The 25,228-nt window shown below is 32.8% G+C and carries 31 protein-coding genes and 2 pseudogenes; 12 read left to right on the top strand and 21 right to left on the bottom strand.

All coding sequences use genetic code 11. The features are described 5' to 3' along the window. Positions 1 to 151 precede the first annotated feature (151 nt). A complete protein-coding gene (locus RBB48_RS24260) occupies positions 152 to 931 on the bottom strand; it encodes a BC_2878 family exosporium-associated protein (RefSeq protein ID WP_306008194.1) in 780 nt (259 codons plus the stop codon). A gap of 253 nt (positions 932 to 1,184) precedes the next feature. Here RBB48_RS24260 and RBB48_RS24265 point away from each other — a divergent pair, with 253 nt between their 5' ends. Then, entirely contained in the window at positions 1,185 to 1,505 is a 321-nt protein-coding gene (locus RBB48_RS24265; RefSeq protein WP_046954336.1) for a hypothetical protein, read from the top strand. Positions 1,506 to 1,559: 54 nt separating this feature from the next. Here the strand turns inward: RBB48_RS24265 and RBB48_RS24270 are convergent, their stop codons facing one another. The 5 genes from RBB48_RS24270 to RBB48_RS24290 all read right to left on the bottom strand — a co-directional run bounded on the left by RBB48_RS24270 (position 1,560) and on the right by RBB48_RS24290 (position 7,088). Next, complete coding sequence (locus RBB48_RS24270) at positions 1,560 to 3,095, bottom strand: MDR family MFS transporter (protein ID WP_087983806.1); 1,536 nt, start codon at positions 3,093 to 3,095, stop codon at positions 1,560 to 1,562. Positions 3,096 to 3,118: 23 nt separating this feature from the next. Next, positions 3,119 to 3,826 carry a cytoplasmic protein gene (locus tag RBB48_RS24275; RefSeq protein ID WP_088063743.1) on the bottom strand — a complete coding sequence of 236 codons (708 nt, stop codon included), beginning with the start codon at positions 3,824 to 3,826 and terminating at the stop codon, positions 3,119 to 3,121. Between the two features lie 18 nt (positions 3,827 to 3,844). After that, the gene (locus RBB48_RS24280; RefSeq protein WP_306008195.1) at positions 3,845 to 4,555 is read right to left on the bottom strand and encodes a bactofilin family protein; all 711 of its coding nucleotides are present in this window, start codon (positions 4,553 to 4,555) and stop codon (positions 3,845 to 3,847) included. Positions 4,556 to 4,568: 13 nt separating this feature from the next. After that, positions 4,569 to 5,192, bottom strand: a complete 624-nt coding sequence (locus RBB48_RS24285) for a YhbD family protein (protein ID WP_087980731.1) — start codon at positions 5,190 to 5,192, stop codon at positions 4,569 to 4,571. A 159-nt stretch (positions 5,193 to 5,351) separates the two neighbouring features. Next, positions 5,352 to 7,088: an ABC transporter substrate-binding protein gene (locus RBB48_RS24290; protein WP_088063745.1), complete on the bottom strand. Its 1,737-nt coding sequence runs from the start codon at positions 7,086 to 7,088 to the stop codon at positions 5,352 to 5,354. 101 nt (positions 7,089 to 7,189) lie between these two features. Here RBB48_RS24290 and RBB48_RS24295 point away from each other — a divergent pair, with 101 nt between their 5' ends. Continuing rightward, the gene (locus tag RBB48_RS24295) at positions 7,190 to 8,416 is read left to right on the top strand and encodes an MDR family MFS transporter (protein WP_088063746.1); all 1,227 of its coding nucleotides are present in this window, start codon (positions 7,190 to 7,192) and stop codon (positions 8,414 to 8,416) included. A 75-nt stretch (positions 8,417 to 8,491) separates the two neighbouring features. Here the strand turns inward: RBB48_RS24295 and RBB48_RS24300 are convergent, their stop codons facing one another. The 8 genes from RBB48_RS24300 to RBB48_RS24335 form a co-directional block, all read right to left on the bottom strand. Then, a complete protein-coding gene (locus RBB48_RS24300; RefSeq protein WP_088063747.1) occupies positions 8,492 to 9,160 on the bottom strand; it encodes a YjgB family protein in 669 nt (222 codons plus the stop codon). A gap of 16 nt (positions 9,161 to 9,176) precedes the next feature. Beyond that, positions 9,177 to 10,034 (bottom strand): gluzincin family metallopeptidase, encoded by an 858-nt coding sequence (locus RBB48_RS24305; protein ID WP_088063748.1) that lies wholly within the window; start codon positions 10,032 to 10,034, stop codon positions 9,177 to 9,179. A gap of 220 nt (positions 10,035 to 10,254) precedes the next feature. Further along, positions 10,255 to 10,650: a hypothetical protein gene (locus tag RBB48_RS24310; protein ID WP_000847587.1), complete on the bottom strand. Its 396-nt coding sequence runs from the start codon at positions 10,648 to 10,650 to the stop codon at positions 10,255 to 10,257. A 77-nt stretch (positions 10,651 to 10,727) separates the two neighbouring features. Further along, a complete protein-coding gene (locus RBB48_RS24315) occupies positions 10,728 to 10,970 on the bottom strand; it encodes a GlsB/YeaQ/YmgE family stress response membrane protein (RefSeq protein WP_000638305.1) in 243 nt (80 codons plus the stop codon). A 172-nt stretch (positions 10,971 to 11,142) separates the two neighbouring features. After that, positions 11,143 to 12,108 carry a nucleoside hydrolase gene (locus tag RBB48_RS24320; protein ID WP_088063749.1) on the bottom strand — a complete coding sequence of 322 codons (966 nt, stop codon included), beginning with the start codon at positions 12,106 to 12,108 and terminating at the stop codon, positions 11,143 to 11,145. A gap of 77 nt (positions 12,109 to 12,185) precedes the next feature. Next, the gene (locus RBB48_RS24325; protein WP_088063750.1) at positions 12,186 to 12,374 is read right to left on the bottom strand and encodes a DUF3970 family protein; all 189 of its coding nucleotides are present in this window, start codon (positions 12,372 to 12,374) and stop codon (positions 12,186 to 12,188) included. 69 nt (positions 12,375 to 12,443) lie between these two features. Beyond that, positions 12,444 to 13,229 (bottom strand): class I SAM-dependent methyltransferase, encoded by a 786-nt coding sequence (locus tag RBB48_RS24330; RefSeq protein ID WP_088063751.1) that lies wholly within the window; start codon positions 13,227 to 13,229, stop codon positions 12,444 to 12,446. Positions 13,230 to 13,425: 196 nt separating this feature from the next. Continuing rightward, positions 13,426 to 13,794, bottom strand: coding sequence for a hypothetical protein (locus RBB48_RS24335; protein WP_088063752.1), 369 nt, complete (start codon positions 13,792 to 13,794; stop codon positions 13,426 to 13,428). A gap of 451 nt (positions 13,795 to 14,245) precedes the next feature. Between RBB48_RS24335 and RBB48_RS24340 the strand changes: the two genes are divergently transcribed. The 8 genes and pseudogenes from RBB48_RS24340 (at position 14,246) to coaW (ending at position 20,251) form a co-directional block, all read left to right on the top strand. Then, positions 14,246 to 14,398 (top strand): YqbF domain-containing protein, encoded by a 153-nt coding sequence (locus RBB48_RS24340; protein WP_071723536.1) that lies wholly within the window; start codon positions 14,246 to 14,248, stop codon positions 14,396 to 14,398. 170 nt (positions 14,399 to 14,568) lie between these two features. Next, positions 14,569 to 15,003, top strand: a complete 435-nt coding sequence (gene exsC / locus RBB48_RS24345; protein WP_088063754.1) for an exosporium protein ExsC — start codon at positions 14,569 to 14,571, stop codon at positions 15,001 to 15,003. Positions 15,004 to 15,307: 304 nt separating this feature from the next. Continuing rightward, positions 15,308 to 16,510 (top strand): MFS transporter, encoded by a 1,203-nt coding sequence (locus tag RBB48_RS24350; RefSeq protein ID WP_306008196.1) that lies wholly within the window; start codon positions 15,308 to 15,310, stop codon positions 16,508 to 16,510. Positions 16,511 to 16,675: 165 nt separating this feature from the next. Then, positions 16,676 to 16,962 (top strand): annotated as a pseudogene (locus tag RBB48_RS24355) (hypothetical protein). A gap of 170 nt (positions 16,963 to 17,132) precedes the next feature. Next, positions 17,133 to 17,495: a hypothetical protein gene (locus RBB48_RS24360; protein ID WP_061673347.1), complete on the top strand. Its 363-nt coding sequence runs from the start codon at positions 17,133 to 17,135 to the stop codon at positions 17,493 to 17,495. A gap of 178 nt (positions 17,496 to 17,673) precedes the next feature. Beyond that, a complete protein-coding gene (locus RBB48_RS24365) occupies positions 17,674 to 18,873 on the top strand; it encodes an LL-diaminopimelate aminotransferase (RefSeq protein ID WP_142291760.1) in 1,200 nt (399 codons plus the stop codon). A gap of 56 nt (positions 18,874 to 18,929) precedes the next feature. After that, entirely contained in the window at positions 18,930 to 19,328 is a 399-nt protein-coding gene (locus RBB48_RS24370) for a 3-hydroxyacyl-ACP dehydratase FabZ family protein (RefSeq protein ID WP_088063756.1), read from the top strand. A gap of 92 nt (positions 19,329 to 19,420) precedes the next feature. Continuing rightward, a complete protein-coding gene (gene coaW / locus RBB48_RS24375) occupies positions 19,421 to 20,251 on the top strand; it encodes a type II pantothenate kinase (protein WP_306008197.1) in 831 nt (276 codons plus the stop codon). A 6-nt stretch (positions 20,252 to 20,257) separates the two neighbouring features. Here coaW and RBB48_RS24380 read toward each other — a convergent pair whose 3' ends face one another. The 7 genes and pseudogenes from RBB48_RS24380 to RBB48_RS24410 all read right to left on the bottom strand — a co-directional run bounded on the left by RBB48_RS24380 (position 20,258) and on the right by RBB48_RS24410 (position 24,456). Then, positions 20,258 to 20,767, bottom strand: a complete 510-nt coding sequence (locus RBB48_RS24380; RefSeq protein ID WP_306008198.1) for a 2'-5' RNA ligase family protein — start codon at positions 20,765 to 20,767, stop codon at positions 20,258 to 20,260. Between the two features lie 117 nt (positions 20,768 to 20,884). After that, a complete protein-coding gene (locus tag RBB48_RS24385; RefSeq protein WP_098133253.1) occupies positions 20,885 to 21,364 on the bottom strand; it encodes a CcdC family protein in 480 nt (159 codons plus the stop codon). A 36-nt stretch (positions 21,365 to 21,400) separates the two neighbouring features. Next, positions 21,401 to 21,973, bottom strand: a pseudogene (locus tag RBB48_RS24390) (DUF4052 family protein); the annotation flags it as partial. A 16-nt stretch (positions 21,974 to 21,989) separates the two neighbouring features. Next, positions 21,990 to 22,862 (bottom strand): ATP-binding cassette domain-containing protein, encoded by an 873-nt coding sequence (locus RBB48_RS24395; RefSeq protein ID WP_098133254.1) that lies wholly within the window; start codon positions 22,860 to 22,862, stop codon positions 21,990 to 21,992. Between the two features lie 2 nt (positions 22,863 to 22,864). After that, entirely contained in the window at positions 22,865 to 23,239 is a 375-nt protein-coding gene (locus RBB48_RS24400; RefSeq protein ID WP_000805192.1) for a GntR family transcriptional regulator, read from the bottom strand. A gap of 126 nt (positions 23,240 to 23,365) precedes the next feature. Continuing rightward, complete coding sequence (locus tag RBB48_RS24405; RefSeq protein ID WP_306008199.1) at positions 23,366 to 23,854, bottom strand: DinB family protein; 489 nt, start codon at positions 23,852 to 23,854, stop codon at positions 23,366 to 23,368. A gap of 23 nt (positions 23,855 to 23,877) precedes the next feature. Then, a complete protein-coding gene (locus tag RBB48_RS24410; RefSeq protein WP_088608858.1) occupies positions 23,878 to 24,456 on the bottom strand; it encodes a DUF4825 domain-containing protein in 579 nt (192 codons plus the stop codon). Between the two features lie 438 nt (positions 24,457 to 24,894). On the opposite strand from RBB48_RS24410, the gene RBB48_RS24415 reads away from it, so the two are divergent. Beyond that, positions 24,895 to 25,035 (top strand): YrzI family small protein, encoded by a 141-nt coding sequence (locus RBB48_RS24415; RefSeq protein WP_000156189.1) that lies wholly within the window; start codon positions 24,895 to 24,897, stop codon positions 25,033 to 25,035. Positions 25,036 to 25,062: 27 nt separating this feature from the next. Further along, positions 25,063 to 25,206 carry a YrzI family small protein gene (locus RBB48_RS24420; RefSeq protein ID WP_000142721.1) on the top strand — a complete coding sequence of 48 codons (144 nt, stop codon included), beginning with the start codon at positions 25,063 to 25,065 and terminating at the stop codon, positions 25,204 to 25,206. Positions 25,207 to 25,228: the final 22 nt, after the last annotated feature.

The raw sequence follows: 25,228 nt of genomic DNA on the forward strand, positions 1-25,228 counted from the left end.
TAACATCTAATAAATAGTAAGCGACTGTCCTGTATAAAGGTTAACAGTAAATATACTTAATAATAATTTGCAATCTACATGTAACCGATTATCATCTTTTATTATGTAATAGCCCTCAATACTCGTTTGAGGGTTCATTTAAATACGTATGTTATAACTCATTCTTATAAATATATGATTCTGTTCCTCCATTTTTATATACTTTAGTCAATTTAACAACTGACTTGTACATATTATTGTCATTCGTCACCATCTTTTTCATATCTTCTATTTCAGCATTACCAGTTCCACTCTCGATTTTCAAACAGTTCGAAATGTTGAGGTATCCACTCGATGCGAAAAGAATAATAAACGTAAGATCAGGGAAATTAATGAACAGTATTCCAAACTTTAAAGGATTCGTAGTCGTATCAGATAAAACTAATAGAAAGTTTAATAGTTCCGGCACTTGAACAAAATCTTTAGAAACAATCGCTTCACCTATTATAGTAATTTGCTTTACGACATTCCCCATCTCATCTATAAATTCAGTACAACTAGGTGCATCAATTGTTTTTGCTTGTAGTGATAAATTCAATTCTGGATTGTAAAAGTCAAAAAAGAGTGTACTACCCTCTGTTAAACATTGTGGACAAACATTTCCAAGTAAACTAAAATCCTCTTCAATAAATTTAACTTTCGTTTTACAACTACAAACTTTTCCTATTCGAATTGCATCAATCCTAGAGCAATCTACAAAGATAACCTCATTGTCCTCTTGTACGAAGGATACGATACCATTCCTCTTATTAAATGAAAGAAAATAAGATACTACAATTTCGTTTCCGGCGATTACAATACTCTCAACTTTTGTAAAAGGCTCTAGACTTCGCAAAAATTCACAAATACTATTTTGGCAGCATTGATAATTTCGTTTCGGCTCACAATCCACTTACACTCCATCCCTTCCCTATATGTTTTATCTAATACATATACTATGAACGGAGTATAAAAAAGCTTGGACAATATAACTTTAACTCAGGAATATAGGTACTTACTTATCACATTAATAATGAAATTACGCCAATAATGAGTAATAGCACATAAATTTCCCTATAAATACATATAACAATTTCATCTTTCATGAAAAAAACGTTATAATAAGGTGTAGCCTCTACGATTACGTTATAAAGGAGAATAAAACAATGGCTAAAATTAAAGTATACCAAGCAAAAGAAGAAAATATGGATGCAGTAAAGAACATCATTGATGTTGAGGAACAAAACCCAACTACTGAAAACTTACAAAATCTATATGCATGTGTATTAGAAACAGAAGATATGGCATTGCCTGAATCATACATTGAAGAAGATATCTTAATTGATTCTATGGAAGTTATGGTTAACGCTTCTCAAAACAAACTAAGAGACTTAGGTGCATACGATGTAATCGAAGTTCAAAACAAAGGTAAGAAAACACAAATTTTATTATTAGCAGACGAAGAATACGAAATTATCGAAGGCTAATCTAAATCCGTACATACGAAAAAGCTCCTTTCCAATTGGAAAGGAGCTTTTTCATTACGCTTTTGATGTTTCACTCTTTTTATTCGTTTGCTGTTTCTTAATTACCATACGCTCATTTCCCATAAAGAAAATAAATATGAATGCTAGACCTGCTGGTACTAATGCCCACATAAATGTTTGAACAATGGAGCTAGAAAGAGCGTCAATAATTTTATCTAATATGTGCGGCGGGATTTGAGATCTTGCCGATTCTGATAGAATAGCTCTTGAATCTCCTAAAGCGTTTGTATTCATTCCTCCGCTCATACCTTTAAAAGCTTCTTCTAATTGATCTTGGAAACCTGTTCTTTGAATCATTCCGAAGATTGTAATACCAAGTGTCATTCCTAATGAACGAATGAAATTACTCGTTGAAGTTGCAGATCCGCGCTGTTCCATACCGAAGTTGTGAATAGCTGCCATACTTAGTACAGAGAATGAGAAACCTACTCCAAATCCAATAATAATCATATAAACCGTTAATAATATACGACTTGTTTCTGGCGTTAATGTGCTTAATAAGAATAGTCCAATTAGCATAATAACAGCAGAAATAATCATAATGTTTCGGTAGCTAAGCTTCGTCGTTAAAAATCCACCTAACTGCGCTGTTACGACTGATCCTAACATCATCGGTAAAAGTAATAATCCTGAGTTTGTTGCGCTACCACCGTATACACCTTGAATGAATAACGGTATGTATACAGTTGCTGACATGAACGCAGCACCGTAACATAATGCAATAATGGTACTCATTCCGAATAAACGTTGTTTAAACATTTCAAATGAAATGATCGGTTCTTCTACTTTACGTTCAATAAAAATAAATGCAATAATTAAAATAGCGAATCCGCCAAATAAACTTAAAATAAAGTTAGAATCCCAATCATACTTTTGTCCACCTAGTTCTAAAGCAAACATTAGCGAAACTACTGCACCAACTAAAGTAATTGCGCCAAACCAATCAATTTTTTGCTTTCTATGAACTCGTGATTCTTTATAAAAGAATGTAATAAAAATAAGTGCTAAAACGCCAAGCGGTAAGTTAATGTAAAATACCCAGTGCCAGCTTATGTAATCTGTAATATACGCACCAAGCAGCGGGCCAAAAATACTTGATAAACCAAATACTGCTCCGAATAATCCACCCATTTTCCCGCGCTTTTCAGGAGGGAAAATATCAAAAACGATAGTAAACGCGATCGGCACTAATGCCCCGCCACCAATACCTTGAATGGCACGATAAATACCTAACTGTGTAATATTTTCAGCAGTACCACAAAGTGCCGAACCAATCATAAAGACGATTAAACCGAAAATAAAGAATCTCTTTCTACCATACATATCTGATAGTTTTCCGAATATCGGCATACCTGCCATTTCTGCGACCATATAGGCAGAAACGACCCATACAAAGTTTTCAAGGCCTCCTAAGTCACCAACAATCGTTCCCATCGCTGTTACGACAATGGTATTGTCCATTGATGCCATTAAAATACCTAGCAATAAGCCCGCCACAACAAAGCCGAGCTTATTATTCTTCTCAACCATAACCTTGCTCTCCCTCGTACTACTTATATTTGTTTATGTTCTTTTACAACTGCATTACCTTTTTGATTAAAACTAGTATGATATTCTACAACACTAATTTCACATCCTGGACCAATGGTAACGTTATTTCCTCGTACTACTTCAGCAATCGTATGCTCTAAATAAATTTCATCTCCTTCAATGATAGACGTTTGGAGGCTTCCAGCATGACTTGTAAATGGAATAAATCTCGCTTTTTTACGAACGGTAATCTTTTTACCGCCGATTTCTCTCACTTTGCTGCCTTCATAACGAAGTGAAATTTCAATATTTTCAGCATTAAGTAATCCATCACTTTCAAGGCCACCAGTTAGTGATAGTTCTTCAACTTCAATATCTCCTTTCACATTTAAAGCGCCTTTCACATCTACGAAATCACCAGTAAACTTCCCTTTAACTTCTATCATACCTCTTACTTTCGTTTTTTCAATATGGGCATCACTATTCATTTGTGTATTTCCGTATACTTTTACATATTCCGCATCTACATTTCCTTGTACTTCACTATCTCCATACACGACATAATTTTTCACTTTCATATTACCGCGCACTTCACTCGTGCCGTACGTTTTAAATTCATTACAGCTCATATCATTAGAAATCGTTCCTTCACCGCGAATATTCACTTTGTTATAATCCCCACCTGCTGAACTACCAGAGCCATTGACAGTAAGACTATGTTGATGTTCCATATTACTTTCTCCCTCCCATTAAACCTGCTTCATTTCTTTTACATTTGCGCTTTTATCGACAGTAAGAACACCCGTATATTCAATGAGTTCAATCTCACAGTTCGCTCCTACTGTCACATTGTTTCCTCTTACCGTTTTTATGTGAGCATAATCAATATCAATATTGTCACCTTCTAATAGTTCAGCCTCTAACTGCATACCAAATACTGATTTAAACAGTCTACTAAAAGTACCTAGTCTATGTTTTACTTTAATCGTTTGACCACCAATTTCTTTCGCTCGACATGTACCGTGAATATTAATATTTATTTCATCGGCACTTAATAATCCACCAATTGTAAATTGGCCTTCTGAAGAAAAAGTATCCACTTCACAATTACCATCAATCGTCGCTTGACCATTGACTTTAAACTCTTCACCAGTTACATTTCCACCTATCGTACCTTTTCCTGCAATTTTCAAACTGTTCGCCTTCACATCTTGCGTAATTGTTGCTTTTCCATCAATGCGCATCGTTTCCGCGTGTACTGTGCCATCGACTTTACCCGATCCACTAATTCTCGCATTGCTACTTTTCAAATTTCCAGTAACAGCACCATATCCGTTACATTCAAATTGGTCACATTCAATATTTCCATTAACAGTCCCTTTTCCATTTAATTGCACTTTATGAAACTCGCCGCCATTCGATGAACCGTAACCATTTATAATCAAATTATCTGTACGCATACTTTCTCCTCCACTACAACAGTTTCGTTTTTAATGCTTCGGTATATTTCATAATCGCTTCGCGTAAAACAATTTTGGTACCTTTTTCAAAAATTAAATCGTCCACGTTTGAAACTAAGAAACATGTAGAAATCCCTAACTTTCGGACGATGATTAAGTCACAAGTTTTATGCTTAATTGCTTCATAATTTTCACGTAAAACTTGCAAGACCATTTTTCCTTCTTCTAAACTAATCTCTCCCGATTGTAGTAACTCTTCTAACATATACACATAAAGAATATCTACAAATTGAAACTCTGTTGTTTTATTCGTTTGTTCTATGAAGAATTGTAAAACTGGCTCTGATGCAATTCCTTTACGTAAGACGTCTTCTTTTGTTAAAAGAATTTCTCTAACACTCGGTGAAAACATATTTGCTAGTTCATCAAGTGATAAATCTTCTTTCATCGTTTGGATTTTATCAATACGCTCTAATATCTTTTCTTTCGGAAAAAATGTCTCTTGACCCGTGAATGTTGACTTTCGTACAAACCAATCTTCCGGTATTAAATTTTTTCTTTTCCACCTATATAACTGTCCGTATGAAATACCAGTTAGTTCTAATAAATCTTTTTTTGAAATTAAATCTGTACTCAACTGTATAACACTCCTTCCTGACAACAATGTAACATAACACTGTTACGCTGTAAATAGACTTTTATCGTAAGTAGCGTAACAATGTGTAAAACAAACCTGTTTCACACACGAAAAAAAGGCTCTTACACATCATGTAAAATGCGTAAAAGCCCTTATTTATCAACATGTAAACCATATTTCATAAAAATCAATCCACCCTTGTGAATTAATCATTATATTTTGTACTTTTTCGTGAGAAGTTACTTGTTGTTTGTTACGATATAAAGGAATAATATGAATGTGACGTAACAAAGTGTCCTCAATATCGCGTAACAATGTAACTCTATTCTCTAAATCTTCTTCTTTAAAATAAGGGAAGAGCTTTTTATGAAAGTCCATGCTGCTTTGCCCATGAATAAAACTATTTTTTGTAAGAAACATATATAGCAGACTATCTTCTATTCGTTCGCTAATCGTTGCACTATCATGCATCATATCAGCCTTTTGTATCGTACTGATTTCCAATAACTCTTCAACTTCAAGAAAATTATTTTCTACACGAATCCCATACTTCGCACACTCTTTCTGAATCCATTGTGCATCTTCTACATGATCTTGTCCTGTAAATGTGTAGAGTTGTAGCACTTCATGATGATACATACTCTTTTTCACTAAACATTCTATCTCTTCCTTAATCTCTACTTTTCTTTCATTTGCTAATATTAGTTTCTTAGCCACTTCTCCACGTTCTCCGCCGAGTTCTTGAACAATCCTATCGCCATGAATGATTTTATGTAGTGCCTTTCGAAACAGCTCATCTTGCATTGGTCCTTCTTTTACAAGATTGCACGTTACATATGTCACGTTCGATTCAAGCCGAGACAACTCTTTATTAGGCTTTTCTTTATCTTTATATTGCGCCTTTACTAACACGTCATACGTATTTACATTTTGCTCTACATTCATTAGTTCAATTCGGTCAAGAAAAGGTCTTTCACGATAATATAAATCATGCACTTCTAAAACAAATAATTGTGCATTTTTCTCGCGTAATATAAAAGGTCCTGTACCAATAAAGTTTCCTGCTTCATCTTCATTTACGATAGAACACTGTTCTGCACTTAGCATATGTAAAAACATCCTATTTTCCGTATGTAATTGAATTTCAACAACAAATTCATCCACTGCACGGACATTTTCAACATGTTGCAACATCCATGCGTGTGGGTTGTTTTCCGCTTTCATAAATCGATTCAATGAATGTATAACATCATGTGCGGTAAGTCGTTTTCTATTATGAAGATGAATACCTTTTCTTAAATAAAATGTCCAAACCTTTTCAGCGTCATTATATTGCCAGTGAAAAGCAAGTCTTGGCTCTATACAATTTGTTTCCTCATTCACATATACGAGTGTATCAAAAATATGTTTAACCATATGACATTCTGAGCGCATCGTAGCGTAAACCGGATCCAAAGCGATGTCTAGATTCATTTGTACTTGCAACCGAAGTACATCTTTTCTTCCTTCTGGTGTCCTTTCTATTTTATGACCAAATATGGAATCTATCCAAGCTTCATACTCTTTCTTTACTAATGGAAATTGTGAGCTGTAGCGTTCCACAAATGAGATTCCACTTTTCACATCCCCTTTTTTCGTTAGTTCTTTTCCTCTGTCTAAAATTAATATCATCGGTTGCTTTTGAAATATTAATTTAGAGCGATTCCCTCTCCCCCGCCCTGGAAACCAAGCGATCCAATTTAACTCTTCTAATTTTTTTATTATTAATTTACTATTACGCTCCGTACAAAATAAAGTTTCTGCTATCATTTGTACGGTAACTTCTAATTGTTCTCCTTCTTGTCTACCTTTACCATAGGCACACCATAGTTCAATATATTGATTTAAAATAAACATCATAATCCCCCTAAAAGGTGAAAAATAACCCCTTTTGTTTCTACCCTTTTTCCACTCCTCCTTTCATCTTATCATTTCAATATAGAAAGGAGGAATTAATATTGAACAATCTCATACTACGTTATAATAAACCCATTATTATTAGACTGTGCGGCGAATTATTAACCCGAACGACTGAATCTATGTTAGCTCTCATTATGATTATTTACGTTAATAAAATGTTAAACGGTAATATAATAATAACTATGCTCATTTTCGGACTACAACCTCTCTCAGACATTGTATTTACACTTATTGCTGGAGGGGTGACTGATAAATATGGGCGAAAGAAAATTATGTTAATCGGCTTATTGCTACAAGGCGTTGCAATCGGTAGCTTCATCTTTGCTCAGTCTGTTTTTATATTTGCTTTGCTTTACGTCATAAATGGGGTTGGCCGTTCCTTATATATTCCCGCTCAACGTGCACAAATTGCTGATTTAACAAAACAAAAACAACAAGCAGAAATTTTTGCTCTTTTGCATACGATTGCTGCAATTGGTTCCGTAATCGGTCCAATAATTGGTGCTATATTTTATCATACTCACCCTGAATATTTATTTATAATGCAAAGCATTACACTTATGGTATATGCAGTAGTTGTATGGACGCAGCTTCCAGAAACCGCTCCAGTATTTACAAAGCCAAAGCAAAAAGTTGAAGTATCATCTTCAAAACAATTTGTAAGCAAGCATTACGCCGTTTTAGGACTTATGATTACTACACTCCCTATTAGCTTTTTTTATGCTCAAACTGAGACAAATTATCGCATTTTCGCTAAAGATATATTTCCAGATTTCGTATTCATGCTCGCTTTTATTTCAACATGCAAGGCTACAATGGAAATCTTCCTGCAAGTTTTCCTTGTGAAATGGTCTGAACGATTTTCTATGGCGAAAATTATTCTTATTTCTTACACCTGCTATACAATAGCTGCAATTGGCTACGGGATTTCAACAACAATCACGTCACTATTCTTCACATTACTCTTTTTAGTCATTGGGGAAAGTATCGCCTTAAACCATTTACTTCGATTCGTTTCAGAAATCGCTCCTACAGATAAGCGTGGATTGTATTTTTCAATTTACGGGTTACATTGGGATATATCTCGTACGTGCGGTCCTGTTATTGGTGCGGTTTTATTAAGTAAACTTAACGGTAGTATACTATTTTATATTTGTACTTGTTTCTTAATAGCTGGAGGCATTATGCAAGCGCTGTTTGTTCAAAGTGTAGAACGTAATAAAATAAAAAAAGACATTTCGGAGCATACCCCTCATATTTTATAAGCTGCTTTCCTTTTCCTTTTAACAGTAAAAAGAAGGATGTCACAAAGTTTTAAGACTTTGTGACATCCTTTTTCATCACCCTGCCATTTTATTAATACTATCCTCTGGTGAAAATACAGAAATATGATTAACTTTACCTGTCGATTTTGGAATAATGAATTTCAACTCAAACTGATTGTTCACTTTATATACATATATTTTATCTTCCCCATTCACTTTAACTGAAGATGATTTTCCTAATACTTTCTCTATTTCTTTTAATGTAATTGATTTTAGCTCTGCATGATAGGAGCGTACATCAAAAACTTGTGATCCTTTATTAAAACCGAAGGAAACATTTTTATTTATAAAGGTAGCGTACATTCCGTTTTCTGCTTGTTCCGTTTTATCTGCTTTTCCCCACGCTTTTTCTATTTCTTCAATATCCCCTGTATGAGCTGCGAACGGAACATTAGGTACTTTTCCTTCTTTCGCTAGTTCAAACAATTCTTTCACATGGTTAATTGATTTTTGATTGATTACTGTATCTTTCGAGCGTGAATCTGTACCTGATTTTGTTGATCCTTCATTATTTGATTTTGCTTCAGGCTCTTTCTTTTCTTCAGAAGAATTATTTTGTTCGTTTTTACTATTTTCCGAAGTTGGATTTGTTTCCTTTTTTTCGTCTGTCCCTTTACATGCTACTAATGCCAATAGGCATGTAAAAGCGAGAAATAACATAGCTATCTTTACATACACTTTCATACATTTCAGCCCCCTATTATAATCTTATTCCTTTCGATAACCAATCCATTACGCTACTTTTCAAATTATATTTGTTCCAAAAAATAAATGCTTCACTTTCTCCTAGTGCTTGTACAACATCCTCTACAAAAGCTGTTCCTAAAAAATAACCCATTCGGTTGTATCCAAAGTATTGTCCGCCAGATAACCGGAACCACTCTTTCTCTTTTTCGAACGTCCATCCTTCTATATAATCTTCCAAAAAACGATTCTTTATTTGTTTTTCATTTTCTATATAGCATTGTAACCAACGTTCACCATCATTGTTATATGAGTAGTACACTGATTCATTTACACCTTTTATAATTTGCTTTGATAAATATGTTGCAACACCTTCACGATACAAAGTAACTGCCGCGTCAGTCCACTCAGCTTTTGTCCAATCCATTCCATCATTTTGTAACATAACATTATGATATATATGTCCTATTTCGTGAGCGACAATAACACGAAGGTGATTTACATCTGGAGATAATTTTTCTGCCGCAAAAAAGATGTCTCCAATAATTTCCCTTTCTACAAATGCATTAGAGCCAAAAGCTCCAACAAATAAATGAAACTTCATATTTACATCAAAGTTATAATTATTATGATATTCATTCGTTATCTCTTGAATAATAATCGGTAATGTTTCTGCAATGATATGAATATCTTCTATTTTTGCGGGATATCGTTTAATGGCATTAGAAACTCGTTCTCTCGTATATGGACAATGATACTTAAAGTATTCTTCAAATATCTCTGGATGCGAAGTAAAGTATTGGTTGAGGACTGCTAATTCTACATCGTTACTTTCCCATAATTTTAAAAAACTTGGAATTGTATTATTTATCATTTTTTCCATCTCCTTATATATCCCTTCTCGCCATTTACACTGCAATCCTTCCTGAAACGTAGAAAAAGCAACAAAGAAAGATGAGTCTTCTTTGTTGCTTTTTCTGTTTAATCAAACCATTTATCACCATCAGAAATCCATTTACCATAATGCAAACCATAACATTCATCATAATAATAAAAAAAAGCTATCCAAAAAGGACAGCTTTACATATGTATTTTTACACTTCGATTGACTTACCATCTTCAACAATATGATAAAGTAAGTGAGCTAAATGATGAATTGGGCCATACTCTTCCTCTTCTTCATCTGTTTCACCTTGGAACTCAAGATCATTTAAGTACAGTGCTAAAAATTGATAGTATAGTTTTAAATCAAATCCGTAGCACGCAGTTGGCTCTTCATGATCACCTTCGTATTGTAACATTAAGTATTGATCGTTTCCTTCTGCATCTTCTGCGTCAAAGAATACGAAGAATCCAACGTTTGTATCTAAATCAAATAGATGACGAGTGCCTTTTTCTGTTGCTTTGTTGAAGTCCTCTTCACTTAATTTATGTACTGTTGTCGCTTTAGCATTATCTTCTTGATGGAAATTTACTGTAAATGTTTTCAATGCTGACACCTCCTGTTTGTATAATACTAGCATAACATATAAAAAGGACTGCTTACAAATGTAAACAGTCCTTACATTCATTTTCGCATTGCTCGTAATAAGAAGCTTACGATGAAAATTAAAACGATCGCACCGATTAAAGCTGGAATAATTGCATATCCACCAATGACTGGACCAAAACTACCAAGTAATTTCGAACCAATCCATGAACCGATAATACCAGCAATAATATTACCAATTACACCACCAGGTACGTCCTTTCCAGTAATTAAGCTCGCAAGCCATCCTAATATACCACCGACGATTAAAGACCAAATCATATGATAACCTCCTTTATATTTTACCAATCAAAATATAATTAGAAACAATTGCTTACCATTAGTTATGTTACATTTTTCAATAGTTATTCATACAGATCAACTATTAGATTATTTCAAAATAATGAAAGGCCAGTTTTTCGACTCGAGGTTGATGTTATTCGTAATACACATATTAAGGACAGTCAGGCTTTAATATTGTCCGCATAAACTCTTCTTTAAATGCAGGATAGTTAAAACCAACTGCAATTTTTTGAATTGGTCTATTATCAAATGTTGTTGGCTCGGCTATTTTTCTAAAGTCTGCCACACTTTGTCCTCTTGTTACGTCATTTGTCGTACTGATCCAAACTGCTGACTTTTTATATTCAAAAATATCATCATTAATAAAGGAAATGAACGGAAGTAAATCGTGAATCGGACTTCCAGCAATACCCGGGTATTCTTTTTTATAAAAGTTCTCATAATAAAAATCGATCATCGGTTTAATAAGTTTCGCCTGTCCTGTTCCTTCTTTATTAATAATATCCACCATTTCAGGAGTAATGAGGGCCGCTTGCGTTACATTTAACGGATAAATAGTCGCATTCTTTGCGTACTTCATCACAATATTTGCGGCGATTGGATCTCCATAAAAATTAGCTTCTGATACAGGAGTAACGTTACCAGGAAATAAAAACGCACCGCCCATAATATAATATGAACATACCTTATCCATTACATTTGGATATAATAAAAATAACGTTGCCAATGTTGTTAATCGTCCAGTCGCTACGATAATAATATCTTCTGGACAAGGCTCGATTAATTTAATTAACTCACAAAAATTTTCCCGTTTACAAATCCTCATATCAGGTGGAATAATCGGTCCCAAACCGTGATCCCCATGAATTTCGGGAAAGAAAAATGGTTCTTCCGCTGTCATTGGTCTAGCTGCACCCTCAATGATTTTCACTTCTGTAGCATAGTATCTTTCTAAAAAATACACATTTTCTGTTACGATTTCTCGCGATACATTCCCATATTCAGCAACAATACCTATAATATCTAATTTACATGTTTTATTTGCATAAATTAACGCCACAGCATCGTCAATACCAAAGTCTCCAAAAAAGATGATTTTCTTTTTAACTATCCTCACCCCTCTTCAACATAATCTACTATTATTATTATGTAAAAAAGACAAGGCTGTGAAACAGTGCAAACTAAAAAAGCCGCCTATTTATTGGCGACTTCAATCCTTTTATATGATAAATATGCTAATACATTCTTACTTGAATCGTATTTTGGATTATTCCCTTTTCTCGGTTCTCTCATATGTGTTTTTTCAAATCCAGGAATGTCCGGCATTTTCTCCATAAATTCAAGCATTTCTTCTTCAGTTCCTTCAATACGTACGCGAATCATTATTACTTTTCCTCAATTCTCATTTTCTCTGTACTAAGTATAACGTACTTTGAAAAGACTGCAAGAAATTTATCTTTTTAATGTCGCGCTTTTTTTACATACAAACAATGCCATTTCAGTATAAAACGAATTTATTTTATTATTTTCAATTTGAATATTAAAGAATTCTTGCATTTCAACTGGTGTTTTCATCATACACTCTGTTAATTTCATACGTTTCTGCAAAGGTACATTCATCATATCGCACCACCAGTCAAATTCAAATCTCTTGTCAAAAGTAAGACATGACTGCATTTGCAAACCGTTTTTTTCTAACAAGGTAATCCATTCTGTTTTTTTCAGCGCTCGTTCATGACTCGGATCCCGCTTTTTTTCTATAAAATTATAAAATGTATCGTATTCATTATTTTCCGGTGAAACATTATCTATTAAAATAAACAATCCATTATGTTCTAACGTACGATTTACTTCATATATAAACTGAGGTGGATTCGTAAAATGATGTGCTGCAATTCGGCACGTAATTGTATCAAAAAAACCATCAGCAAACGGTAAACTTTCAGCGTTTCCAGCAATAAAAGATACATTTTCATGTCCATTACTGATAATAAAATTTTTCGCATTCTCTAACATTTTTTCTGTTAAGTCTAAGGCAACTACTTCTTTAAACAATGGAGCTAATATATTCGCAACATGTCCACCGCCAGTAGCAATATCAAGAAGACGATTATTATGACGAGACTCAACTTGTTGAACTACATATTGTAAGTCTGGTCCATTAGCATGAATTTTACTTTTTACATATTTTTCAGCATTATTACCAAACTGTTGTTTCACAAGCTCTTCTTTACTCATTTTATCATCTGCTTTCTATTGTTATTTACATATAGGATTCATATAATAATTAAAGTTCTCTTTATGTATTTTCAAATCCTCTTTTCAGCTTACTTCTTATCATGCTTTCCTATCATCAATATAATATAAATTTTACGTTTTATTCCTAAACAAAAAAGGCTACGGAAACTTGTCCCCTAACCTGACTAAATATTTATTACATTTTTACTTTTTCATATACATCTATATAATATAAATCCTCTTTTAACTTCATAATAACGTCTACTTCGTTATAAGTAGCCTCACGAGCATGTAAACCAAATTGATCCATACCAATCCATATCCATTCAGGTGTATGCTGTAGAACATCTATGTTAAAATAATCTAATTTAATAAGCTCCGATTTTATAAATTTATCTTTATTAGCGATTTGTTTATCCATTAAGCCGTATTCTTTTCCATTTTCAAGTAGCGATATAATTTTCCCTAAAATCGGATGTTCACGTATAATAAAATGATATTCCCTTTCGTCTATATTCGCCATAATTAAACGAGAATTAGATAAATCTAATCCCAAACTCGGCATATTTATTTTAATCACCTCCAATATTGGTTTCATCTCCATCCTAACAAACAAATATTTAAATAATATTAATATAATGTAAAAATATAAAGGCTGATTTCCCTTTAGAAATCAGCCTTTATATTTTTATATCGTTTCTTTTTCCTCATTATTTCTAGAAACTAAATTTCCAATAGCATCTGCCGTTACTTCAACTACAAATTCACACATACCTGCTACAACTTCTCCAATTACTTCATCCATCTTTTTCCCCCCTTATTTTATGTTACATATTTCTAGTATAGGAGAGGTTGGTTATTTTTAACTATCGGAAAACGTGACAACAACATTACAGTTTTGTAAGCTTTTTCAATTTACGTAGCTTCTATCCTTTGAAACTCCAAGTATGATTAACAAGCATATAGGCCATCATAATATTAATTAAGTTCCAATTATGCTAGAGGAGGCGTGTAAAATATACTACGTAAAATTAATTAAAGGTCAATCATTCTATGCTTTTGATCATCGTTTCTTAATGTCTGAAGAAGAAAAGGTTTCCGAGAAAGTTTATAATTACTTACGTCGTAATGAATTTTTCGAAGTACGTAAAGAAGAATATTCTGCTTAATTAAAAAAAGCATCAAGAAATATATCACGTAATTGTGATATATTTCTTGATGCCCTCATGTAATCTCCCTCTTTTGATCAATTTTGCTCAATTCTCTTAAAACATTCTATTATTTGTCCAAGCTATTTTATCGTAAATTTCATATTTTAGTATATGAGGAGGTGACAAATATGACTCATATCATTGATTACCAAGCTACTCAACCTATAAGTAAAACTGGTGAAACAACTTTTGCAATCCCAGCTTCTCCAAATAAAGCAATTCTAGCAAATTTGAAATTAAGAATTTCAAGTAGAGATTCACGTAATAATCGAGTAGAATTAATAGCTACAGTTGGTGTAGAAGGTATAACTGAGATTTCACAAATTTTATTCCGAATTTTCCGTGATAACATTGAAATTTTTAATACACAAGTAGGTATTGAATCTACAGATTCTGAACAATTCTATGCTCAAACATTTCAAGCTATAGATCAAAATGTTAGTAGTGGAACACACGAATACTCATTAACTGTAGAAAACCTAACTAGTGGTGCAAGTGCAGAAGTTATTGGTCCTCTATCTTTTAGCGCTTTAGCTATTGGACAAGAACGTAAATGCTGCTAAGCCAATCTAATATTTAATTTTGTACTTGAGAAAAGCAAGACGTAGTATATGCGTTCTTGCTTTTCTAATTTCTTTATATTTATCCTTATTTTTAATAGACACTTCATCATAAAATTTTTACATTTTCATTGCTTATTTTAGCAACTAACAAATCAAATTTTTGACAAATCAAAAAGATTGAAATCCACTCATGAAACACGTAATATAGACTCTGACTCTAAAAAAGTTCGTTAAAAATAATACATAAAATAAGGAGGTTTTATATACGAGTTTTTCATTTTAAAAGACGGAGAGGTTTTACATTATGTGGCATAATAAAAATGTTTGGATTGTATTAATTGGGGAGTTTATTGCTGGTCTAGGGCTATGGCTTGGTATTCTTGGCAACCTTGAATTTATGCAAAAATATGTCCCTTCTGATTTCATGAAATCAGTTATATTATTTATCGGACTATTAGCTGGTGTACTAGTTGGTCCTATGGCTGGTCGTATTATCGATCAGTATGAAAAGAAAAAAGTTCTTCTTTATGCTGGGTTCGGTCGCGTTATTAGTGTTATTTTTATGTTTTTCGCTATCCAATTTGAAAGCATTGCCTTCATGATTGCATTTATGGTTGCTCTTCAAATTTCTGCAGCATTTTACTTCCCTGCATTACAATCTGTAATTCCACTCATCGTACGTGAGCATGAGTTATTACAGATGAACGGTGTACATATGAATGTAGGTACAATCGCTCGTATTGCAGGTACTTCACTAGGTGGAATTCTTTTAGTTGTAATGAGTTTACAGTATATGTATGCCTTCTCAATGGCAGCATACGCTTTATTATTCCTCTCAACTTTCTTCCTACAATTCGAAGATAAGAAATCAACAACACCAAGTAAACAAGCTGCGAAAGATAATAGCTTTATGGAAGTATTTCGTATTTTAAAAGGAATTCCTATTGCTTTTACAGCACTTATATTAAGTATTATCCCTCTATTATTTATAGCCGGATTTAATTTAATGGTAATCAACATTAGTGAAATGCAACATGATCCAACGATTAAAGGCTTTATATATACAATTGAAGGTGTCGCATTTATGTTAGGGGCCTTCGTTATTAAACGTTTATCTGACCATTTCAAACCTGAAAAATTATTATATTTCTTCGCTGTTTGTACCGCTTTTGCACACCTTTCCTTGTTCTTTAGCGATATAAAATGGATGTCTCTTACATCATTTGGTTTATTTGGTTTTAGTGTTGGTTGCTTCTTCCCTATTATGTCGACAATTTTCCAAACGAAAGTGGAAAAAAGCTATCATGGTCGTCTCTTCTCATTCCGTAATATGTTTGAGAGAGTTATGTTCCAAATTGTCTTACTCGGCACAGGCTTCTTCTTAGATACGATTGGATTGCAATATATGGTTCTCATTTTCGGTGTGATTTCATTATTAATTATTTTCATTTCATTATCTAAACAGAAACAATATGAAAAACAACCTTCGCAATCTGCGAATTTATAGCATAAATAAAGACGCATGGACCATATTAGATTAATCCATGCGTCTTTGTTATATAAAGCCTTATTTATTACGCTTATTATAATTATTTAAAGGAGTACCCTCTTTCACTTTCGAATACAGTATACTAACATGATATATACAGGAGGTGCGAAATTGTCTGATGGTATGCAGTTATTTAGTATCTTTATTTTTGTATTAGCTCTGTTTAGCATCATAAACTTTTTAGCAATTTCCTTATCTGGACATAACCTTAAAAGAAGAATTATCGCAGGTTTCATTTTTTTAATACTAACTCCTATTGTTTTTTTGCTACCGTAGCATTCGCTTCTATATTTGATAAAGCTGGATTTGGCGCAGGTGGGCTAGCCTTCATTGTTGCAATTATATATATTTTAAATGGGATAGTAATCCTATTTTCCTCTTTATTTTTCCTCAAAAGAGACATAACATAGGCTACTGTACTCGGCATGGATCTGACTTTACACTAGATTCATGCTTTTTCAATTCCGCCTAAATTTTTATGTGAAATTAAATAATTCTTTATAAAAATTTAAACTTTATTTATTACAATATTCGTATCGTATTCGCACGTTTATTAAAAATGAAAAGAAAGGAGTACAAAATGAAAAAGGTTCTATTAATTATTCCAATATTCATCGTTCTACTTAGCGGATGTAGCAATAATGATATATACGGTTCTTGGGAAGTCGTTGACAACAAAAATGGTCTTTGCCCTGCATCTTATAAATTTGAAACAGTTGTAAAAGAAGAAAAGAAAGAAAAAATTGTTCAATATTTAGTGGAGATGCAAACATCAAAGGAAAAAGAAGATTTATACAAAGGCTCATTTGTAAAGAATTCTAATGTATATCACATTGATTATGGTAACTCATTTACATCGGATCAAACTTTAAAAGTTGTCGATGGCAAATTAAATGTATACTTTTATGCAGTGGAAAAGTTATGTACATATAAAAAGAAATGATTACACTTCATATAAGACGCAGAAAATATTTTCTGCGTCTTATATGTTTCTCCTTATTATCCTCCCTCTAAATTTGTCAATCGTTTTAATTTTCATAAAAAAATGATAAAATGTAAACATGTGTTTTCAGAATAATTAAAAACGCAGAAAGAAAACACTGTTTTTAGGAGGGGTTTTGATGACTTACACGTTAGCAACTAGAATGAAAGCATTCCAATCTTCTATATTTAGTGAATTAGGGGCTTATAAAAAAGAAAAAATTGCAGCAGGTCACAAAATGATTGATTTAAGTATCGGGAATCCGGATATGCCGCCTGCTGACTTCGTAAGAGAAGAAATGGTACATACAGCAAGTGAAAAAGAAAGCTATGGATACACATTAAGTGGTATTCCAGAATTTCACGAAGCTGTAACTGAATATTACAACAACACTCATAACGTTAAATTAAATGCCGATAAAGAAGTTTTATTATTAATGGGTTCACAAGACGGACTCGTTCATTTACCTATGGTTTATGCAAATCCGGGAGATATTATATTAGTTCCGGATCCAGGATATACAGCTTATGAAACTGGAATTCAAATGGCTGGTGCAACATCTTACTACATGCCATTAAAGAAAGAAAATGATTTCTTACCTAACTTAGAGCTAATTCCTGAAGAAATTGCCGATCAAGCGAAGATGATGATTTTAAACTTCCCAGGGAATCCGGTTCCAGCAATGGCTCATGCAGATTTCTTTAAAGAGGTAATTGCATTCGCGAAAAAGCATAACATTATTGTTGTCCATGATTTTGCTTATGCTGAATTTTATTTTGATGGTAATAAACCAATTAGCTTCCTCTCTGTACCTGGTGCTAAAGAAGTTGGAGTAGAAATCAACTCTTTATCAAAAAGTTATAGTTTAGCAGGTAGCCGTATTGGATATATGATTGGAAACGAAGAAATTGTTCGTGCACTTACTCAATTTAAATCAAATACAGATTATGGTGTGTTTTTACCAATTCAAAAAGCGGCATCAGCGGCACTAAGAAATGGCGCTGCGTTTTGTGAGAAAAATCGCGGTATTTATCAAGAACGTAGAGATACTTTAGTTGATGGATTCCGAACATTTGGTTGGAATGTTGATAAACCAGCTGGTAGTATGTTCGTCTGGGCCGAAATTCCGAAAGGCTGGACTTCGATAAATTTTGCTTATGCATTAATGGATCGTGCGAATGTCGTTGTTACACCAGGTCATGCATTTGGACCTCATGGAGAAGGCTTTGTACGTATTGCACTTGTTCAAGATAAAGAAGTGTTACAACAAGTTGTTGAAAACATTAGAAAAAGCGGTATTTTTTCTCTTGAAAAAGTAAATGAATTAGTTAAAAATTAATGATAACTCCCCTGCTTAACTGTAGCAGGGGTATTATTTATTGGAGGTATTTTCATATGCATATTCAAGACACTCTTCCTCATCGTTATCCTTTTTTAATGATTGATAAAGTAACAAATGTAAAACATGGTGAATCTGTTACGGGATATAAACTGATTTCAAATAATGAGTGGTTTATAAATGATAATCAAAAACATATGCCTCATATGTTAATTGTAGAAGCACTTGCTCAGCTTAGTGCATTTGTAAATACAAGTGACTCTAAAGGTCTAGGCTTCCTCTCTTCGTTGGATGGGGTTGAATTCCATGGAAACGCATATCCCGGTGATAAACTTGATTTACATTATAAGCTTACTCGCAATCGTCGAGGTTTTATTCTCGGTAAAGGTACTGCAACTATTAACGATCAGCCGATTGTAACTATAGAAAAGCTATTAATATATCAAGCAGAATAGAGACGATGTAATTCGTCAGGATATCTCCCTCCTACAAATTCGTCTCACCAACATGAACAGAGTAAACAAATTACTTGGTTAGGAGCAGGAAAATGGAAAGTACTATCGGTATCGATGCTGGAGGAACATTAACGAAAATTGCTTATTTGAACGAACAAAAGCAATTAGCTTTTGAAAAATTTTATTCAAATGAACAAGATAAAATAATAGATTGGCTTAAGAAAAGCACTCGTATAAAACAAATATGTATAACAGGTGGTAAAGCAAAACAATTACAGCAACTACTTTCAGACTCATATAATATAGTAGAACTAAACGAATTTGAAGCTACTCTTGTAGGTGTCCGATACATATTAAAAGAAGAGCAATATGATATAAACAACTTTATTTTAACAAATATAGGTACAGGTACTTCCATTCATTACGTTTATAATGAAAAATATATTCGAGCTGGTGGAACGGGTGTTGGCGGTGGTACTATTATGGGGCTTTCAAAATTGTTAACAAATATAGATCATTTTGAAGATGTGATTCCTTTAACAAAATTAGGTTCTAGAAAAGAACTAGATATTACGGTCGGTGATATTTATGGTGGCATTCTCTCTCCTATTGATAATAGCTTAACTGCAAGCAATTTTGGTAAAGCTACCAAAACAGATTCAAATTTTAGTAGTGCTGATATACTAGCAACTGTGCAAGGACTTGTCGGTGAAGTTGTTACTGCATTAAGCCTTCAATTCGCCGAAACAAAAAACATTGACCATATTATTTATATTGGTTCCACTCTATGTAATAACGTACACCTTCAAAATATTATTAGTAACTACACAAAATATCAAAAGAAAACACCAATCTTTTTACGAGATGGTGGTAATAGCGGTGCGATTGGTGCTTTACTTCATATTACGGATAAAAAAAGCTGACACTTGTCAGCTTTTTTGCAACGGTACTTCAAATTCTATAATTGATTCCCCATTCTCTCCAATTCGCTCTACACTAACTCTATCAACTATACATTGTAACTTTTCAGGGAAATTATGAATATCCTTAGCTACTTCAGCAGCTAACTCAGTACGTTCTTTTCTCCCGACTGTTACATGCGGTATATACGGAATATCTTCTTTCAAAAATTGTAATAAGGCTCCTGTATATAGCAAGTCATGTAGTTCTTCTATTTGTTTTTGCCCCTTTTCAACTCGTAAAAATAAATATTCCCCTTCACCCGAAATTTGATTCGCAAATTCTATTTCTATCTCTTGTATCCCTTTTGATAATTTTAAAATATGTAATTTCAGCTCATCATTTGAAATCGAGCTTTCAAATGGGAATACAATTGTAATATGCGGTGGGATTAAACCAAATAAAGGATCATATTTTTTCCTAATGTTCTCTATTTCATTAATAGACATGTCGTTTAGAAAAAGTAAAATTGTACGCATTTTTATATCCCCTACTTTCTCTTTTTATATTCATCATATTGTATGGTAGCTTGCACTTCAACAAATGATTTCAATTACATATAAAAAGAAAAAACTTCTCAAAAGAAAAGTTTTTTCTTATAAAGCATGATTATTATTTTCCCGCCAAACTTTCCTAAACTTTATATAACAAGCAATTCTCCAAGGAATAATATACGAGACAGCAACAACATAAAATAATAAACCAATTGTTTGTTGATCTAAGTCAACAATATATTGTCTTGAACCATATCTTAAAAAGACAAGTGCAATAAAAGTAATTAAAAAAGCTGCACTTTTTTTCGTATAAATATTCCCATCATCTCTTCGTTCATAATTTGTTAAAACTATAAGTGGTACGGCGAGAAGAATTCCAATCGATACTGCTATAACTACTTGTACTATAGCTGGATGTACGGGACCAAAAAACCATAAAACACCCGGTGTTAAAAATAATAATGGCCACAAAATACGTAGCCCAGTTCCCTTTATAGGTTTATACATAGATCGATAACGACGCCAGAATATTATTAGTGCAATGCATAAAAAAAATGTAATGAGTGAAGATGTGTCTCCCATTTGCTACCCTTCTCTCTATAGTAATCTAATACTATTTTAAATCGTTTTTTCGAATGATACTTTTCGAATAAATATACTACTAGTTATGATATAAAGAACAGTTAATCCAATTGAAATAACAGTAAAATATGGAATATCTACTGAGGATACATCACTCGTAAATAATAAACTGGTTACTCCTGCTTCCCCATAAAGCACACTATTTGTTGATAAGAAAAGTGTTCCACCAATCATAAGACCAATCCACTTAAATCGTTGCTTAAAAACTACTACCACTTGAAAGAAACATGCTGTTGTAACATAAAATAAAAATTGCAAAATAAATTGTTGTACCGATTGCTGTCCAAAATTAACATTTACTAAGTTATATTTTAAATCTTGTAAAAGCATAACTTGAAGAAATGAAAATAATGCAGATTGAAGTACAATGTAACAAATTGCTCCGATAAAATATTGTATTCTCGTTACACCGAATGAAACTGCTAAACGAAATAGCTCATCTTGTATGATGAAAACACTCCCTACTATAAATAACATAATTGCTATTGAAGGGTTATTTATAATTTCAGGTAAATAACCAATGTTCGCTCCATTTAAATGAGCAGCATTTGCTTCATTAACATCGTCATTTCACTTCACCACCAGTTATGTGTATAAATAGTTTTTGTAATGTAATTCTATCAATCAGTAACCCTTCTTTTTCAAGAGAGTAATAATCTTCATTAGAAAGTTCTTCCCATATAACAGCAATCCCCTTATTTCCATAAACTTCTCGATTTATTATTTTTTTATTTATCGAAAACTCATCTACTTTATCTTTTTTTCCTGAAATAATATGAGCTTGTTGCAATAAATCTTCCACCGATGATTGAACAACAAGTGCGCCTGCTTTTATGATGATTACATCTTCAATAACATGGGTTACTTCTTCTACTAAATGTGTTGATAATATTATTATTCGTGGATACTCACCGTAATCTTCTAGTAGTAAACTATAAAACAACTCGCGATGTGCTGCGTCTAAACCTGTAGTTGGTTCATCAAAAATGGTAATTGGCGCCCTACTTGCTAATCCTTGAATAATTCCTACAACAGTTTGCATTCCATGTGATAGTTTATGGTATTTTTCTTTCAAATTAAGTTGAAATTTCTTGGCAAGTTCTTCAGCAAACTCTTGATCCCAGTTTTTATAAAACATGTTACATAAATTAAAAATTTCTTTAATTTTATTATTTAGATACGCAGCTTCTTTCACTTTAATAAAACAAATATTTTGCATCGCTTTACTATTTTCAAAAACATGTTCGCCAAATATTGATATACTTCCACTACTTGAAGTAATTTGGCCTGCAAGTAAATTTAATAGTGTCGTTTTTCCTGCCCCGTTTCTACCGAGCAAACCATATATTTTATGCTCTTCCAATGAAATCGTTACTTCATTTACTGCTATTTTCTTTTTATATTTTTTCGTTACGGCTTTTGTTTCAAGTGCAATCATCCCTATTTCCCTTCCTTCGTAATTTTTTGAATCATATCCATCAATTCATCTTTGGATATTTCTAGTACTTTTGCTTCTTCCCACACTTTAGGTAAATATTCAGTCATAAAAGTATTTTGTCTTTTTTTAAGTACGACTTCTTTCGCTCCCTTTGCAACAAACATCCCAATCCCTCTCTTTTTATATAGAATCCCTTCATCCACTAATACATTTACCCCTTTAGCTGCAGTAGCTGGATTTATTTGTAACATCTTCGCAAATTGATTTGTTGATGGAACTTGTTCTTCTTCAAGTAATATGTCTTTTAAAATATCAGATTCAATCGTTTCTGCAATTTGTAAGTATATTAATTTATTTTGCTCCAGAGTAGGTTTCACAATTTCACCACCTTAGGTTCTTAGGTTCATTACTTATGTAATTAACCATACCACATTAAAATTTTTATTTCCATAAATTTCTTTTACAAAAAAAGAGAGTCATTCGTTTAAGAATGACTCTCTTTTCTAAAATTCCAAAGTTTCAACTCTTGTTCTCAAATTCTTTTCATTTATTCCATTTTGACAAAAGTTAAATTGTTGTTCCGTTATGGACTTTGTACGATCTACTACTTGCCCTAAATGATAACTTGTATGCTCCGCTAAATGTAATAAGCTATGAAGATCCATATGCTTTTTTTCTTCGCATGCTTGTAAATATGCTTTTCTCCATTCATCAAATACTTCTTCAACGTACTGTAGCAAAACTTCAGTACGTTGTCGCTTTACTGGAAAATACTCCTCGATTCCCTTTTCAAAAACTATATTTGGATTTTTATAACGACTAGTATTTCTCTGTATATGTTCACTAATATGCAGTACGATTCCACCAATTGAATTAATAGAGTCCCTTTGTTTCCACAAATCTTCTTCACTAACGAGGCTAATTGCCTGTAATAACTTAGGTAAATAATGATCTTGCATTCGATGATAAGTAATTTTGTATACTAACTCCACCTATTCTCCTCCTATCATTTCAACTACTGCACTGGATATTTAACAAATATAGATTTCCGAAACTCTTTCTCATTTATAAACATTGTAATTTTTTCGCTATTATCGTTAAGGAACTTTACTACTTTCTTTTTATCCCATATATCATTTTCTTTTGGAAAATCATCAAATTTTTCATACAAGATTGATAGTATATCTTCTCTTTTTATCGTGAAATTTTTATTTTCTACTTGAAACTCGTAACTTTTCGCATTTGGTACTAAAATCGCTAGATAAATAACGTTAAAGAGAAAATTCTTCTCCATTGTGTCCTTGCCATCAAACCAATACGTCTCAACCATGTCTTCTGTCAGAGTTCCATTTGCACCATAGTTTACCTTTATACTTTCATTCTCCAAACTAATACTTTGAAATGTATCACCACCGGGTAAATGATTAACAATTGCAACTACATCTGAGTTATTACCAACGTATGTCCCAGCATATTTCTTAAAGTCACTAGGTTCAACATCAGATATTTCTTTTATTCTTTCTCCGCTAGAACAAGCAGTAATACATAAAAAAATTGTTAGCATAACAACTACATTACGATGCATATATTTCATTTAGCATCCCCCATTTTATCGATATTTCGTTCATTACAATACTTCTTTCCAAAACCCTTTAAAATATACGCATTTTAATCAAAATTAAAAATTTTCATTTTTTATGTTTACAATTATCCATTAATTGTATATACTTACTAACGTAAGAAAAAATTCTAAAAGGAGGTCGAAGGAAATGATGAAATTACAATTACATGCTTTAACTTTAGCGTTAACTGCACCTTTGTTTTTCGGACAATTAAATATGAATTCGACCACCCTAATGGAGAATTGAAAATCGCACTTTATTTCTATTAATTCATAAATTCGCCACAGGAGGTCGTATACTTTCCTGTGGCCTTTTGACGCCCAGCCATAGGAGAACTATATCTTCCTGTGGCTTTTTTGTGCGATTTTTTAGCCTCTTATATTATTTTTTAAAGAAAGGAGCAACATTCGATGACCATTAGCGTATTGTTTTTAAGTATTACGATTCAAAGAAATACAATTTCCAAAGATGAAATTTTTCATAATGAGCAAATTGAAAAAGCTATGAATGATGTTAAGGAGCGCCAAGCGCTTTATTGTGATCACCTGTAATTCCTTTTCGAAAGGAGGAATTCATTTATGACTTTTCATATTTTCTTTTTTACAACTGTACTTCAGAAAAACACTTTATCTGAAGATGAAATCATTCGTAAACAACAATTAAAACAACTGACTGATAAAATGACTGACATTAAAAGTTCATACTATACGCAAATGTATTAAAAATATATTTTAAAGGAGCAAT

It is taken from the genome of Bacillus sp. MMSF_3353 (assembly GCF_030733445.1).
GTDB classification, from domain to species: domain Bacteria; phylum Bacillota; class Bacilli; order Bacillales; family Bacillaceae_G; genus Bacillus_A; species Bacillus_A wiedmannii.